General features: G+C 71.5%; 13 protein-coding genes and 2 tRNA genes. 11 read left to right on the top strand and 4 right to left on the bottom strand.

The features are described 5' to 3' along the window. The first annotated feature begins 25 nt into the window (after window positions 1-25). The 3 genes from BX285_RS11655 to BX285_RS11665 all read left to right on the top strand — a co-directional run bounded on the left by BX285_RS11655 (window position 26) and on the right by BX285_RS11665 (window position 2,741). A complete protein-coding gene (locus BX285_RS11655) occupies window positions 26-511 on the top strand; it encodes a ribose-5-phosphate isomerase (RefSeq protein WP_097237902.1) in 486 nt (161 codons plus the stop codon). Window positions 512-922: 411 nt separating this feature from the next. Further along, window positions 923-2,056 carry a PP2C family protein-serine/threonine phosphatase gene (locus BX285_RS11660; RefSeq protein ID WP_257032794.1) on the top strand — a complete coding sequence of 378 codons (1,134 nt, stop codon included), beginning with the start codon at window positions 923-925 and terminating at the stop codon, window positions 2,054-2,056. Between the two features lie 487 nt (window positions 2,057-2,543). Beyond that, the gene (locus BX285_RS11665; RefSeq protein ID WP_030058274.1) at window positions 2,544-2,741 is read left to right on the top strand and encodes a hypothetical protein; all 198 of its coding nucleotides are present in this window, start codon (window positions 2,544-2,546) and stop codon (window positions 2,739-2,741) included. 10 nt (window positions 2,742-2,751) lie between these two features. Here the strand turns inward: BX285_RS11665 and BX285_RS11670 are convergent, their stop codons facing one another. Continuing rightward, window positions 2,752-3,546 (bottom strand): DUF6348 family protein, encoded by a 795-nt coding sequence (locus BX285_RS11670; RefSeq protein ID WP_143685801.1) that lies wholly within the window; start codon window positions 3,544-3,546, stop codon window positions 2,752-2,754. A gap of 190 nt (window positions 3,547-3,736) precedes the next feature. On the opposite strand from BX285_RS11670, the gene BX285_RS11675 reads away from it, so the two are divergent. Continuing rightward, entirely contained in the window at window positions 3,737-4,306 is a 570-nt protein-coding gene (locus tag BX285_RS11675) for a hypothetical protein (protein WP_097237905.1), read from the top strand. 79 nt (window positions 4,307-4,385) lie between these two features. Here BX285_RS11675 and BX285_RS11680 read toward each other — a convergent pair. After that, a tRNA-Gly gene (locus BX285_RS11680) sits at window positions 4,386-4,456 on the bottom strand. A gap of 201 nt (window positions 4,457-4,657) precedes the next feature. Here BX285_RS11680 and BX285_RS11685 point away from each other — a divergent pair. The 5 genes from BX285_RS11685 to clpX all read left to right on the top strand — a co-directional run bounded on the left by BX285_RS11685 (window position 4,658) and on the right by clpX (window position 9,594). Continuing rightward, a tRNA-Pro gene (locus BX285_RS11685) sits at window positions 4,658-4,731 on the top strand. A gap of 293 nt (window positions 4,732-5,024) precedes the next feature. After that, window positions 5,025-6,413 (top strand): trigger factor, encoded by a 1,389-nt coding sequence (gene tig / locus BX285_RS11690; protein WP_121175075.1) that lies wholly within the window; start codon window positions 5,025-5,027, stop codon window positions 6,411-6,413. 269 nt (window positions 6,414-6,682) lie between these two features. Continuing rightward, window positions 6,683-7,303: an ATP-dependent Clp protease proteolytic subunit gene (locus BX285_RS11695; RefSeq protein WP_051709451.1), complete on the top strand. Its 621-nt coding sequence runs from the start codon at window positions 6,683-6,685 to the stop codon at window positions 7,301-7,303. A gap of 56 nt (window positions 7,304-7,359) precedes the next feature. Then, window positions 7,360-8,022 (top strand): ATP-dependent Clp protease proteolytic subunit, encoded by a 663-nt coding sequence (locus BX285_RS11700; RefSeq protein WP_097237907.1) that lies wholly within the window; start codon window positions 7,360-7,362, stop codon window positions 8,020-8,022. A 282-nt stretch (window positions 8,023-8,304) separates the two neighbouring features. Then, complete coding sequence (clpX, locus tag BX285_RS11705) at window positions 8,305-9,594, top strand: ATP-dependent Clp protease ATP-binding subunit ClpX (protein ID WP_030058268.1); 1,290 nt, start codon at window positions 8,305-8,307, stop codon at window positions 9,592-9,594. Between the two features lie 67 nt (window positions 9,595-9,661). Here clpX and BX285_RS11710 read toward each other — a convergent pair whose 3' ends face one another. Further along, window positions 9,662-10,471 carry a hypothetical protein gene (locus tag BX285_RS11710; RefSeq protein ID WP_097237908.1) on the bottom strand — a complete coding sequence of 270 codons (810 nt, stop codon included), beginning with the start codon at window positions 10,469-10,471 and terminating at the stop codon, window positions 9,662-9,664. Between the two features lie 193 nt (window positions 10,472-10,664). Here BX285_RS11710 and BX285_RS11715 point away from each other — a divergent pair, with 193 nt between their 5' ends. Together BX285_RS11715 and BX285_RS11720 are read left to right on the top strand one after the other, a co-directional pair. Then, entirely contained in the window at window positions 10,665-13,301 is a 2,637-nt protein-coding gene (locus BX285_RS11715; RefSeq protein WP_097237909.1) for a valine--tRNA ligase, read from the top strand. Between the two features lie 285 nt (window positions 13,302-13,586). Beyond that, window positions 13,587-14,111 (top strand): hypothetical protein, encoded by a 525-nt coding sequence (locus tag BX285_RS11720; RefSeq protein WP_097237910.1) that lies wholly within the window; start codon window positions 13,587-13,589, stop codon window positions 14,109-14,111. Window positions 14,112-14,135: 24 nt separating this feature from the next. Here BX285_RS11720 and wecB read toward each other — a convergent pair whose 3' ends face one another. Next, window positions 14,136-15,290 (bottom strand): non-hydrolyzing UDP-N-acetylglucosamine 2-epimerase, encoded by a 1,155-nt coding sequence (gene wecB / locus BX285_RS11725; RefSeq protein ID WP_398900108.1) that lies wholly within the window; start codon window positions 15,288-15,290, stop codon window positions 14,136-14,138. Between the last annotated feature and the right edge of the window lie 24 nt (window positions 15,291-15,314).

Here is a 15,314-nt window from a genome sequence, read left to right on the forward strand (position 1 = left end):
CGCACGCGCATGCCACACTCATGGCATGCGCGTGTACCTGGGCTCCGACCATGCCGGATACGAACTGAAGAACCACCTCGTGGAGTGGCTGAAGGGGGCCGGCCACGAGCCGGTCGACTGCGGGCCGCACATCTATGACGCCGAGGACGACTACCCGCCGTTCTGCCTGCGCGCCGCCGAGCGCACCGCCGCCGACCCGGAGGCGCTGGGCATCGTGATCGGCGGCTCGGGCAACGGCGAGGCGATCGCCGCCAACAAGGTCAAGGGCGTCCGGGCCGCGCTGGCCTGGAGCGTGCAGACCGCCGAGCTCGGCCGTCAGCACAACAACGCCAACGTGATCTCCATCGGCGGCCGCATGCACACCGAGGACGAGGCCACCAAGTTCGTCGAGGTCTTCCTCGCCACCCCCTACAGCGGCGAGCCGCGGCACACCCGCCGGATCGAGATGCTGAGCGAGTACGAGACCACCGGCGAGCTCCCGCCGATCCCGGCCCACCACCCCCAGGGCTGATCCCGCCCCCACCGTCCTCCCGGCCGGCCGCACCCTCCCGTGCGGCCGGCCGCCGCCGTCCCGGGGCGCAGCCGGTGCCGGAGCCCGTCCGGCGGACCCCGGTCCTGTGGGATCGGCCACAGGCCCCGGCGCGCAGCCGGCACCGCGCGCGGGGCGCGCACGCCGCCCGCCCGTTTCCGTACGCCCAACCGCCGTACGCCTCCTGACGACCTGCCCGCGGCCGCCCCGATCGGCCGAAACCCGCCGAGCGCCCCGCGCCCCGGCGCCCGCGCCCGCCCCCGGGCCGTCGACGCCGGGCCGTACCCGTGGATAGGGTCGGGCCCCATGGCTGGCAGACCGCCGGGCGCACCGCCCCAGACGACTGCGACGAGGCCCGGCGCCGCCCCGGCGTCCGAGTCCGTGACGGCCCGGTTGCGCAAGAGGCTCCGCCGGGTCCGCCGAAGGCTGCGCACGGCCGGTGTGGACTACTTCCGCGGCGGCGCCGCCGACTGGCCGGTGCTCTGCGCGCTCGCCCTGCTCGTCCCGATGCTGATCCTGCTCAACATCTGGATCCCCGACTGGGCCCCGCCCACCTCGCTGGTCCTGCCGATCCTGGCGGGCGCGCTGCTGCTGCGCCCCGGCAGCCTGGTGGTGCTCTACGCGCTGGCCGCGCTCGGCCTCTCGGCCGAGTCCGTGATCCACACCGGCCAGCGGGTCGCCAGCGACAACCCGCAGGCCTACCTCTACGGCGTGACCCCGGGAGCGGCCCTGGTGGTCGGCGCCGCCGGAGTGGGCGGCCTGCTGCTGGCCCAGTTCCGGGCGCGGGTCGGTGTGCCCTGGTGGGGCGGCTCCACCATGCTGTTCGACCTGCGTGAGCGGCTGCGGGTGCAGAGCCGGGTGCCCCGGCTGCCGGACGGCTGGCACGCGGACATGGCGCTGCGCCCGGCCGGCGGGCAGTCCTTCTCCGGGGACTTCGTGGTCGCCGCCCGCACCGGCCCCGGCCAGCGGCTGCTGGAGGTGGTCCTGGCGGACGTCTCCGGCAAGGGCATGGACGCCGGCTCCCGCGCGCTGCTGCTCTCCGGCGCCTTCGGCGGCCTGGTCGGCTCGCTGCCCGCGCACGACTTCCTGCCCGCCGCCAACGGCTACCTGCTGCGCCAGTCCTGGGACGAGGGCTTCGCCACCGCCGTCCACCTGGTGCTGGACCTGGACACCGGGGAGTACGAGCTGCTGTCGGCCGGGCACCTGCCGGGCATGCAGCGACTGGCGGGCGCCGGCCGCTGGGAGGTCAAGGAGGCCGACGGCCCGCTGCTCGGGATCTACGACGGCGCCAAGTTCGAGGGCGTGCGCGGGCGGTTGAACCGGGGCGACGTCCTGATGCTGTGCACCGACGGCATGGTCGAGGCCCCCGGCCGGGACCTCACCGAGGGCATGGACCGGCTGATGGGCGAGGCGGACCGGCTGGTCCCCGGCGGCGGCGCGGGGGCGGGCAGCGCGGCCGCACTGATCGAGACCGTCGCCCGGGACATCAACGACGACCGCGCGGTCCTGCTGCTCTGGCGCGATTAGGTGCCGACGGGTCGCGTCCTGGCACATGCCGCAGGCAGCAGCTGTCAAGCCTGGCAGCTGATCTTCGGCCAAATCGGACGGCCCGTCGGTAGACCGGACCAGCGGCTTCCGTTACCCGCCTCCGACCGCTTCCCGGCCGCTCAGCGCGGCCCCGCCGACGATTCGTCAGGGCGGCTCGACTATCGTCCCGGTCGGCGGAAACTCGTCTCGCATCGCAGGATATCGGCGTTGGGCTGACTGTCAGACCTTTACGCAATCGGCACGGTCGACCACACTGAGTCCGGGCGGGACTGTTCAGGATTCGGGGGATAGGGGGCGTCACGTGCGGCACGACAGACAGCGGTCGACCGTGGGCTCCCTCACCGGCGGTGTGTCGGACGGTCCGCGATTCCGCCTCGGGACCGTCGGACAGACAGGCCGGGGTCCGGCTTTCGCTGGTGTCGCCGGGTGGTGGCACCCCGCTATGAAAACGAGGAAGTGAGTCCGGGTGGCACTCTCCGTCTCCGCGCTGGTCCTGTTCGCGATCCTGAGCATCATCTTCATCCGCAACAAGCAGATGAAGATCCCGCACGCGATCGTCGCCGCCCTGTTCGGCTTCATGCTGCACGAGACCACGGTCGCGACCTCGATCAACTCCCTGCTGGCCAACCTCGCGCACAGCATCTCCAGCATCACCGGCGGGTAGCCGGACCTCCTCACCGGCCGGCCCGTCTGGCCTCCCGCCAGCGGGCGAACAGACCCCGGGGGCGCACCGCCGCCGGGGCCGCCTGGGCGCGCATCGGTGCGGGTGCCACGCCACCCGCCGGTGCGGCCTGCTCGGGCGCGGTCCGCTCGGTCGTCAACAGGACGAACAGCCGCGCCCAGCACAGCCGTTCACCCCGCGGCCAGTCCAGCGCGCGCAGCGCCGCGGAGGCGGCCTCCGAGACTTCGCCGCCCACCCGGACCTCGGCGACGTCGTCCCCCGCCTTCCCGCCCAGGAAGAGCTTCACCCCGACCGGGCCGGGCCCGGTCAGTTCCGAGCGCAGCGCGGGCGCCAGCGCCGGCAGCACCCGGTTCTCGGCGAGCCATCCCGCCAGGTGCTCGTTGCCGAAGCCGAACACCGCCGCCGGCCCCTGCACCGCGTGCCAGCCCGGGAGTTCGGGCACGTCCGGGCGGTCGGCCCGCAGCCCGTACCCCTCGGCCAGCTCGACCAGCACCGAGGCGGTGGTGGTCGCCCACATCTTGACCGCGTTGGCGAGCTTCTCCTCCTCGGTCTTGCCGAGGCCGGCCGCGCAGTCCCACACCACCGGGGCGTCCGCGCGGCCGAGTTGGAGCACGAAGCCGAGGTCCACGTGCCCGGTGCCGTCGTCCCCGGGGTGCTCGCGCACCGCGACCGCCGTGGTGCCGGGGCCGCGCACGACCTCGCCGTCGGGGCGGAAGACCTGGCCCAGTCGCGCCATCTCCCGGACCACACAGCGCTGTATGACGGCCAGTCGCTCCTGCGGACGCACCGGGACTCCTCCACCTCGGGAGCGCGGCGGCTGAGCTCACGCTCGAACTGCGCTCGAACGCCGCCGAGGCTATCGGCCCGGGAGGCAACCGGGAAACCGTCCGGACGCCCGGGCCCTCCGGTCGCGGAATTGTCTGCAATGCCCCACTTTGGGCAGCGGAACCCGCACGCTGTCCGCCCGGAGGGCCCGCATGCCCCGCACCACCGCCCCGCCCGCCCCGACGCCCCTGCCCGCACCCCCGCCGCTGGTCCACCCGGACGGCTGCGGCCTGGTCGCCGAGATCGAGGCGTACCTCGCCTCCCTGCCCGCCCCCGCGCCGTACGCCCATCCGTACGCCCATCCGTCCGTCCACCCGTACGGCAGCACCCCGCAGCCCTGGCACACCGGCCACCCGCTGCCCCGGGCCACCCTGCTCGACCGGGTGCTGCGCCGCCCCGCCCGCCCCGTCCCGGTCAGCGCGGCCGGCCACCTCAGGCTCGCCTCCCGCTACATCGGCGCCCACGGCTGGCTGCAGGGCGCGATGTGGGACGAGGCGGGCCGGGTCTGCCTGCTCGGTGCCCAGGCCGCCGTGCTGGCGTACGGCTACGGCACCCCGGCCACCGTCCGCACGGCCCGGGTCCAGCTGATGGAGGTGCTGCACGCCACCGGCCGCCCGGCGCACTCCCCGGACGAGTTCAACGACCGCCCCACCACCCGGGAGGGCGACGTCCACCAACTGCTCGACCGGGCCGCCGCCCGGGCCGCCCGCCTCGGGCTCTGATCCGCGGGCTGCCCGCCGGGCGGATCCCGGGAACGCAACCGGCCCCGGTGTGCGGACTGCACACCGGGGCCGGACGAAGAGCGGGCGACGAGAATCGAACTCGCGTGACTAGTTTGGAAGACTAGGGCTCTACCATTGAGCTACGCCCGCGCGACCCCCCGACCGGTACCGGCCGGAAGTTCGGGGAACAGCGTACCTGGTCCGGCGCCCGCCGTGCACACCGCATTCCGCACGGCATTCCGCGCACCCCCGCACAGCGCCGTGCAGACCGTCGCGCACGCCCCCGCACGCCCGGGTGGAAATAGTCGGCGAGCCGAACAGGCCTGCCGTGTACGCTTCCTCTCGGCACCACGGGGTGTGGCGCAGTTTGGTAGCGCGTCCGCTTTGGGAGCGGAAGGCCGTCGGTTCGAATCCGGCCACCCCGACAGTGCGGCAGGGTCTCGCCCACCGGGGCGGGGCCCTGTTCTGTTCGGGCGGTACGGTGGCGCCTGGCGTCCGCCTTTCGTGGTACCGGTAGGATGGGGCGCTGGCGGTAGTCCCTGTGGCGTCAACCCAGGTCAACCGCACGAGGGCGAGGAGTCAAGCTCACCGTCCACCCCCACGGGAGATGCAGCTCCAACCGCCCATCGCCCGTCTCGTCCGACCCACTCGTACGGCTCCGGCCGTACGGCGGGGACGGGCGGAGACAACCTGACCGCAAGCCATAGGAGACCAAACCGTGAAGAGCGCCGTCGAGACTCTGAACCCGACCCGGGTTCGACTCACCGTCGAGGTGCCCTTCGAGGAGCTCAAGCCCAGCCTCGACGCGGCGTACAAGAAGATCAACCAGCAGGTCACGGTTCCGGGCTTCCGCAAGGGCAAGATCCCGGCTCGCGTCATCGACCAGCGTTTCGGCCGTGGCGCCGTGCTGGAGGAGGCCGTCAACGACGCCCTGCCGCGCTTCTACACGCAGGCCGTCGACGAGGGCAAGATCGAGGTCCTCGGCCAGCCCGACATCACCAACATCGAGGGTGTCGAGAAGATCGCCGAGGGCGGTGACCTGAAGTTCACCGCCGAGGTGGACATCCGCCCGGAGATCACCCTGCCGGAGTTCTCCTCCATCGAGGTGACCGTCGACCCGATCGCCGTCTCCGACGAGGACATCGAGAAGTCGCTGGAGCAGCTGCGCGAGCGCTTCTCGTCGGTCAAGGACGTCGAGCGCGCCGCGGCCACCGGCGACATCGTGGTCGTGGACCTGGTCGCCAAGGTCGACGGCGAGGTGCCGGAGGACGGCACCGCGACCGGCGTGAGCTACGAGATCGGCTCGGGCCGCCTGATCGACGGCATCGACGAGGCCGTCGTCGGCCTGTCCGCCGGCGAGGAGAAGACCTTCGAGACCGAGCTCAAGGGTGGCACCCAGGCGGGCAAGACCTCCGAGGTCACCGTCACCGTCACCGCCGTCCAGGAGAAGGAGCTGCCGGAGCTGGACGACGAGTTCGCCCAGCTGGCCAGCGAGTTCGACACCCTGGAGGAGCTGCGCGCCGACTCCCGCAAGCGCCTGGAGCGCATGAAGGAGTACGACCAGGCCACCCAGGCCCAGGAGAAGGTGCTGGACGCGCTGCTCGCGCTGGTCGAGATCGAGTACCCCGAGAAGCTGCTCGCGGACGAGATCCAGACCCGCAAGCACAACGTCGAGCACCACCAGCTGGAGCCGATGGGCCTGAACCTCGACACCTACCTGGAGACCCAGGGCAAGACCCGCGAGGAGTGGGACGCGGAGATCGAGGAGCAGGCGAAGAAGGGCATCAAGACCCAGTTCGTCCTGGACCAGATCGTCGCCGACGAGGAGCTGGGTGTTAACCAGGAGGAGCTGACCGAGCACCTCATCCGCCGCGCCGCCGGCTCGGGCCTCACCCCGGACCAGTTCGCGCAGCAGGTCGTCCAGGGTGGCCAGGTGCCGCTGCTGGTCGGCGAGGTCGCCCGCGGCAAGGCGCTGGCCACCGTGGTCGAGGCCGCCAAGGTCGTCGACACCGAGGGCAACGAGATCAACTTCGACGACGAGGACGAGACGGCCGAGACCGTCGAGGCCGCCGCCGAGGAGAGCGCCGAGGAGAAGACCGAGGCCTGAGCCCCGGCAGCCCCCTGAGGCACGCAGCGGGCCCGGACGCCGACAAGGTGTCCGGGCCCGCTGTCTTCCCGCCCGAGGGCCCGCCGCGACCCTGCGCTCACAGCGAACAGTTCTGCGTGAGGGATTCTGCGGCCCGGCCTGCGCGTTAGGGTCCTTGGACAGCAACAATCACGACGTGATACCCGGAAGCTGTGCGACACCGTGACGGCCGTGGAGCGACCGTCCAAATCGACTGAGCAGGTGGCTAAGTGACGTTCCCGCAGATGCAGATGCCTGGCCCGATGGCGCCGCACGCCGCCGCTGGTGACGTGCTCGGCGGCCTTGGCGACCAGGTCTACAACCGGCTGCTCAACGAGCGGATCATCTTCCTCGGCCAGCAGGTCGACGACGACATCGCCAACAAGATCACCGCGCAGCTGCTGCTGCTGGCCGCGGACCCGGACAAGGACATCTTCCTCTACATCAACTCCCCGGGCGGCTCGATCTCGGCCGGCATGGCGATCTACGACACCATGCAGTACATCAAGAACGACGTCGTCACCATCGCGATGGGCATGGCCGCCTCGATGGGCCAGTTCCTGCTGACCGCGGGTGCCCCCGGCAAGCGCTTCTCGCTGCCGAACTCGACGATCCTGATGCACCAGCCCTCCGCGGGCCTGGGCGGCTCCGCCACCGACATCCGCATCCAGGCGGAGCAGCTGCTCCGCACCAAGAAGCGGATGTCCGAGCTGATCGCGCACCACAGCGGCCAGTCCTTCGAGCAGATCACCGCCGACTCCGACCGCGACCGCTGGTTCACCCCGGAGGAGGCCCTGGAGTACGGCCTCATCGACGCGATCATGCACAGCGCCGCGGACGTCCCCGGCGGCGGCGGCACGGGCGCTGCCTGAGCCTCGGCCCGGCCCGCGAGACCACAGCCACAACGCCCCGGAGGACAAGAACCCCCATGAACATCCCCAGCCTGTCGGCCGCCAAGGCCCGCGTCGAGGACATGCGTGCCGAGGGCCGCTACATCGTCCCGCGCTTCGTGGAGCGCACCACGCAGGGCATCCGCGAGTACGACCCGTACGCCAAGCTGTTCGAGGAGCGCATCATCTTCCTCGGCTCGCAGGTGGACGACGTCTCGGCGAACGACATCATGGCGCAGCTGCTGTGCCTGGAGTCGATGGACCCGGACCGCGAGATCCAGATGTACATCAACTCGCCCGGCGGCTCGTTCACGGCCCTGACGGCCATCTACGACACCATGCAGTACGTCAAGCCGGACATCACCACGGTCTGCATGGGCCAGGCGGCCTCCGCCGCGGCCGTGCTGCTCGCCGCCGGCACCCCCGGCAAGCGGATGGCGCTGCCGAACGCCCGGATCCTGATCCACCAGCCGTACACCGAGACCGGCCGCGGCCAGGTGTCCGACCTGGAGATCCAGGCCAAGGAGATCTTCCGGATGCGCGAGCAGCTGGAGGAGATGCTGTCCAAGCACTCCAACAAGTCGGCGGAGCAGGTGCGCGAGGACATCGAGCGCGACAAGATCCTCACCGCCGAGGAGGCCGTCGAGTACGGCCTGGTCGACCAGATCATCTCCACCCGCAAGACCTCGCTGACCTCCTGAGGTCGGCTCCCTCCCCGTCCGTCCAGCGGGTCCGGGAGGCCCCATCGGGGCGGGACGGCGCACCCCGGGTGCGCGTCCCGCCCCGGCCCATCGGCGGGCCCGCGCACGGCATCTGTTCGGTATCAATTCGCCCAGGGCGTAGGGCAGACCCGGCGAAGAGGACGGAATCACGGGCCCGGCAGAGTACCGTCGGATAGCGAGACCGAGCGCCGTCGGCGTTGACGGTCCACAGCACCAGGCCCCGGAACCCCTGCGGGGCCCCTGGCGAAGGGGAAGCACCTCGTGGCACGCATCGGAGACGGTGGCGACCTGCTCAAGTGCTCGTTCTGCGGCAAGTCCCAGAAGCAGGTGAAGAAGCTGATCGCCGGCCCAGGCGTGTACATCTGCGACGAGTGCATCGACCTGTGCAACGAGATCATCGAGGAGGAACTCGCCGAGACCTCCGAGGTGCGCTTCGAGGAACTCCCGAAGCCGCGTGAGATCTACGAATTCCTGGACCAGTACGTGGTCGGCCAGGACCTCGCCAAGAAGGCGCTGTCGGTCGCGGTCTACAACCACTACAAGCGCGTCCAGGCCGGCGAGGCGGGCCGCAGCGGCGGCAACGGCCGCGAGGACGCCATCGAGCTGGCCAAGTCCAACATCCTGCTGCTGGGCCCCACCGGCTCCGGCAAGACGCTGCTCGCGCAGACCCTGGCCCGGATGCTCAACGTGCCCTTCGCGATCGCGGACGCCACCGCGCTGACCGAGGCCGGCTACGTCGGCGAGGACGTCGAGAACATCCTGCTCAAGCTGATCCAGGCGGCCGACTACGACGTCAAGAAGGCCGAGACCGGGATCATCTACATCGACGAGATCGACAAGGTCGCGCGCAAGAGCGAGAACCCGTCGATCACCCGGGACGTCTCCGGCGAGGGCGTGCAGCAGGCGCTGCTGAAGATCCTGGAGGGCACCACCGCGTCGGTGCCGCCGCAGGGGGGCCGCAAGCACCCGCACCAGGAGTTCATCCAGATCGACACCACCAACGTGCTGTTCATCGTCGGCGGCGCGTTCGCCGGCCTGGAGCGGATCATCGAGGGCCGTGCGGGTGCCAAGGGCATCGGCTTCGGCGCCAACATCCGCTCCAAGCGGGAGTCGGACGCCAGCGACCACTTCCGCCAGGTGATGCCCGAGGACCTGGTGAAGTTCGGCATGATCCCCGAGTTCATCGGCCGTCTGCCGGTGATCACCAGCGTGCACAACCTGGACCGCGAGGCGCTGCTGCAGATCCTCACCGAGCCGCGCAACGCCCTGGTCAAGCAGTACCGCAAGCTCTTCGAACTGGACGGCGTGGAGCTGGAGTTCTCCCGCGACGCGCTGGAGGCGATCGCCGACCAGGCGATCCTGCGCGGCACCGGCGCGCGCGGTCTGCGGGCCATCATGGAGGAGGTGCTGATGTCCGTGATGTACGAGGTCCCCTCGCGTCAGGACGTCGCCCGCGTGGTGGTCACCGGGGACGTGGTCTCCAAGCACGCCATCCCCACCCTGGTGCCGCGCGACATGATCAAGCGCGAGCGCCGGGACAAGAGCGCCTGACCCGACGCAGCACGAAGGGGCCCCGTACCGGACATCCGGTACGGGGCCCCTTCGCGTACGGCGGGCGCTACTTGGCGACCACCATCGCGTCGCGGATCGCCCGGGTCCTGGCGGCCGCCTGGTCCGCGCTGAGCGCCGGGCCGCTGCTGCCGCTCGTGCTGATCTTGCTGAAGGTGACCCGGCCGGTGGTGGACTTGTCCGCCCACACGCAGACCGTCGGGCCGGGCTTGCCGAGCATGGTCGTCGTGCCGCAGGTGAGCTTCGCCGAGGAGCTGTGCGAGTCCTGCGCCGGGAAGTCGGTCATCGACACGGACAGGCTGCCGCTGTCCTTCTTGGAGTCCTCGATGATCTGCGCGGGGTCGTTGAGGTTCCCGTAGACGCCGACCACCGAGAAGGTGTCCAGCGCGTCCGAACCCTTGCTGTAGCTGGCCACCAGGACCTGCAGGTCCGTGCCGAACTTCGCCGCGTCCGGCTTGCTCATGTCGGCGGCCTGCTCCTTCGCCGACTTCTGCACGTAGCCGTCCGGCAGCGACTGCGGGGCGGTGATCTTGTACGTGCCGCCCTGGTCGCTGCCGCCGAGGAACTTCCACGCGGCGAAGCCGCCGCCGCCCAGCACCAGCGCGCCGATCACCAGGCCGATCACCAGGCCGCCCTTGCCCTTCTTCGGCGGCGGGGCCACCGGGTAACCGGGCTGGCCGTACGGCGCCTGCGGCGGCACGCCGTACGGCTGCTGGGGCGCGCCGTAGGGCTGCTGCTGCGGGTAGCCGTACGGGGGCTGCGGGGCGCCGTAGGGCTGCTGCGGAGGCTGGCCGTACTGCGGCTGGCCGCCGTAAGGCTGCGGCTGTCCCTGCGGATACTGCTGTCCCTGGCCGTACATCTGCGTCTGTGCTCCCCCGCCGCACCCGCGGCCTGTCGTGGTGTGGAGTCGTTCCGTGCCCGCCCGGTACCGACCGGACGAGTGCCCGGGCACGGTACCGCACGGCGCCCGCCGCGGGCCCGTACGGGCGTGTCGGGTCCGCCCACCGAAAGCGGTTCGTAACCCGGGCCCGCGGTTACGTAAACTGTGCGTCGTGACCGACACGACGAACCAGCGCCCCGTGAGCACCACCGGGGACGATGCGGCAACCCTCCCGACGACCTACACCCCCGCGGACGTAGAGGGCGAGCTGTACGAGCGCTGGGTAGAGCGTGGCTACTTCACCGCGGACGCCAAGAGCGACAAGCCCCCGTTCACGATCGTCATCCCCCCGCCGAACGTCACCGGCAGCCTGCACCTGGGCCACGCCTTCGAGCACACGCTGATCGACGCCCTGGTCCGCCGCAAGCGCATGCAGGGCTACGAGGCGCTGTGGCAGCCCGGCATGGACCACGCCGGCATCGCCACCCAGAACGTGGTCGAGCGCGAGCTCGCCAAGGAGGGCAAGTCCCGCCACGACCTGGGCCGCGAGGCCTTCGTCGAGCGCGTCTGGAAGTGGAAGGCGGAGTCCGGCGGCCAGATCTCCGGCCAGATGCGGCGCCTGGGCGACGGCGTGGACTGGTCCCGCGAGCGCTTCACCATGGACGAGGGCCTGTCCCAGGCCGTCCAGACCATCTTCAAGAAGCTCTACGACGACGAGCTGATCTACCGCGCCGAGCGCATCATCAACTGGTGCCCGCGCTGCCTGACCGCCATCTCGGACATCGAGGTGGAGTACCAGGACGACGACGGCGAGCTGGTCTCGATCCGCTACGGCGAGGGCGAGGACTCGATCGTCGTCGCCACCACGCGCGCGGAGACGATGCTGGGTGACACGGCCGTCGCCGTCCACCCGGAGGACGAGCGCTACAAGCACCTGGTCGGCACCGAGATCGAGCTGCCGCTGACCGGCCGTCGGATCCCGATCGTCGCCGACACCCACGTCGACCCGGAGTTCGGCACCGGCGCCGTCAAGGTGACGCCCGCGCACGACCCGAACGACTTCGAGATCGGCCAGCGGCACAACCTGCCGAACATCGCCGTCATGGACGAGCACGCCGTGATCACCGTGCACGGCCCGTTCCTCGGCCTGGACCGCCTGGAGGCCCGCTCGGCGATCGTCGCCGCGCTGCGCGCCGAGGGCCGGATCGTCGCCGAGAAGCGCCCGTACGTCCACTCGGTGGGCCACTGCTCGCGCTGCAAGACCACCATCGAGCCGCGGCTGTCCATGCAGTGGTGGGTCAAGGTCGGCCCGCTCGCGAAGGCCGCCGGTGACGCGGTCCGCGACGGCAAGGTCAAGATCCACCCGCAGGAGATGGAGAAGCGGTACTTCGACTGGGTCGACAACCTGCACGACTGGTGCATCTCGCGCCAGCTCTGGTGGGGCCACCGCATCCCGGTCTGGTACGGCCCGAACGGCGAGATCGTCTGCGTCGGCCCGGACGAGCAGCCGCCCGCCGGCGAGGGCTGGCACCAGGACACCGACGTCCTGGACACCTGGTTCTCCTCCGGCCTGTGGCCGTTCTCCACGCTCGGCTGGCCGGAGCAGACCGAGAGCCTCGCGAAGTTCTACCCGAACTCCGTCCTGGTCACCGGCTACGACATCCTGTTCTTCTGGGTCGCCCGGATGATGATGTTCGGCCTCTACGCGATGGACGGCACCCCGCCGTTCCACACCATCGCGCTGCACGGCATGGTCCGTGACCAGAACGGCAAGAAGATGTCGAAGTCCTTCGGCAACGTGGTCAACCCGCTGGACTGGATGGACAAGTACGGCTCCGACGCGCTGCGCTTCACGCTGGCGCGCGGCGCCAACCCGGGCGTCGACGTGCCGATCGGCGAGGACTGGGTCCAGGCGGCCCGCAACTTCGCCAACAAGATCTGGAACGCCACCCGCTTCGCGCTGATGAACGGCGCCACCGTCGAGGGCCCGCTGCCCGCGCCGGAGGAGCTGACCGCGAGCGACCGCTGGATCCTGTCCCGCCTCAACAGCACCGTCGCCGAGGTGGACGGGCTGTACGAGGACTACCAGTTCTCCAAGCTCTCCGAGGCGCTGTACCACTTCGCCTGGGACGAGGTCTTCGACTGGTACGTCGAGCTGTCCAAGACCACCCTGGCCAAGGGCGGCCCGCAGGCCGACGCCGCGCGCCGGGTCCTCGGCGAGGTCCTGGACGTCACGCTGCGTCTGCTGCACCCGATCGTGCCCTTCGTCACCGAGACCCTGTGGACCACGCTGACCGGCGCGGAGTCCGTGGTCATCGCCGACTGGCCGAAGGACAGCGGCTACCGCGACGCCGCGGCCGAGGCCGAGATCGCCACGCTGCAGCAGGTCGTCACCGAGGTCCGCCGGTTCCGTACGGACCAGGGCCTGAAGCCGGGCCAGCGGGTGCCGGCCACCCTGGAGCTGGACGGCACCGCGCTGGCCGCCCACGAGGACGCGATCCGCTCGCTGCTGCGGCTGACCGTCCCCGAGGAGGGCTTCGCGGCCACCGCCTCGCTGCCGGTCGCGGGCGCCACCGTCGCGCTGGACCTCTCCGGCACCATCGACGTCGCGGCGGAGCGCAAGCGCCTCGCCAAGGACCTCGCGGCCGCCGAGAAGGAGAAGGCCCAGACCACCGCCAAGCTCGGCAACGAGGCCTTCCTGGCCAAGGCGCCGGACGAGGTGGTCGCCAAGATCAAGGCGCGCCAGGAGGCCGCCGAGGCCGACATCGCCCGGATCACCGCCCAGCTCGCGGCGCTGCCGCAGGGCTGAGCCCGGCAGAACCGGCCAGGGGCCGCACTCCGTTTTCACGGAGTGCGGCCCCTGGGCCTTTTCCGGCCCCGGCCCGCCTTACACCGAATAGCCCAGCACCATTGCTCCCTTCCGGCGAATATTCATCCCGGACCGGGTGAGGTCCAATTCCGAGCGAATTGATTCCTGTCTTGCCCGCGCGCGTTCGCCGAAGTTTTCAGGTCGGATGTGTACGGTGTGCACGGAGTTTCCCAATGGACGTTTCCGCTGAGCGTTCCTGCTGAGCGACGGACGGGAGGGCACGGCATGGTGGTGACCGAGGAGTTGGCCGACGAACTGCCTGCCGAGGCGGTCGAGGAAGCCAAGGCCAGGGCGGCGACGCTGCTGCTCGCTTTCCGGCACGGGAACCAGCTCGCGTTCGATCACGAGCTGGAGCTGCTGTTCGCCGAGCACGCCGAGCGCGAGGTGACCACCCTGCTGACCTGGATCGCCGCCGAGGCCGTCCGCAAGGCGTACGCCCCCGAGGTCGGCGACCGGGTGCTGCGGGCGATGGCCCGGCGCGCCCCGGCCGACAGCGGGGCGGTCGCGGTGGACGAGGAGTCCGCCGACGCCGCCCGGCTGATCGAGGCGGTGGCGGCCGGCGAGGTGGCCGAGGTGCGCGGCCTGGTCGCCGCGACGGCCGACACCACCTACCTGCTCGGCGGGCTGCTGCAGGGCGTCGCGATGATGCTGCCGCTGCTGCCCGAGGGCGAACTGGCCGAGATCACCGCCGAGTTGCGCCGCCGGCACGGCGCGACCGTGCACGTGCCGGAGGCCCGGGCCGGGGTCTGACGCCCCGGCGGCCGTGAAGTGCTCCTACGCGGCCAGCGGTACGGCTTCCACGGTGGCGGATCCGGTGGTCTCGGCGAGCGAGGCGGTCAGGGCGGCGATCCGGGTCGAGGCCAGGCCGTCGCCGTACGGGCTCGGGGTGGCCGCGAGCCGGGCGAGGCGCTCGGGGGTGTCGCAGAGCCAGGCGCGGGCGAGCTCGCCCAGCTCCTCGCCGGGCTGCACCAGCGCGGCGAAGCCGGCCGCCACCGCCTCCGGGCGTTCGGTGGAGCGGCGCACCACCAGCAGCGGACGGCCGAGCACGGTGCACTCCTCCTGCACGCCGCCGGAGTCGGAGACCAGCAGGGCCGCGTGGCCCGCCAGGCCCAGGAAGTCGGCGTAGCCGACCGGCCCGGTGACGGCCAGGCGCTCCAGCAGGCCGTCCAGGCCGAAGCGCCCGACGGCGGCCCGGGTGCGCGGGTGCATCGGGAACAGCACCGGGGTGCCGGCCCGGGCGATCCGGTCCAGCTCGGCGAGCACCGCGCCGAGCGCCTCCGCGGTGTCGGTGTTCTCCGGACGGTGCACGGTGGCCAGCACGTACCCGTCCGGGCGCAGACCGTGCGCGGCGAGCAGCGCGGCGCGGGCGGCGGCGTCCGGCAGCTGACGGCGGACCACCTCGACGACGGTGTTGCCGGTGAGCGCGATCCGCTCCTCGGCCAGCGACTCGGCGCGCAGGTTGGCGACGTTGTCCGGGGTGGCGGCGCAGAGCAGGTCGGAGACGTGGTCGACCATCACCCGGTTGTGCTCCTCGGGCATCGCCCGGTCGAAGCTGCGCAGCCCGGCCTCGACGTGGACCAGCGGGATCTCCCGGGCGTTGGCGGCCAGCGCGCCGGCGAGGGTGGCGTTGGTGTCGCCCTGGACGACCACGGCGAGCGGGCGGTCCTCGGCGAAGGCGGCGTCCAACTGGCCCAGCGACTGGGCGATCTGGCCGGCCCGGGGGCGGCCGCCGACACCGGTGAGCAGCTCGGGCCGGGGCAGGTCGAGGTCCCGCAGGAAGCGGCCGGACATCGCCTCGTCCCAGTGCTGGCCGGTGTGCACCAGCCGGGTGGCGTCGCCGAGCTCGTGGATCAGCGGGGCGAGCTTGACCAGTTCGGGGCGGGTGCCGAGGACGACGGCGACGCTGGACGGGGGCAGGCACATGCTCATGCGGGGGCTCCGTGGAGGCGTGGG

The organism is Streptomyces sp. 1114.5 (assembly GCF_003635085.1).
GTDB lineage: Bacteria > Actinomycetota > Actinomycetes > Streptomycetales > Streptomycetaceae > Kitasatospora.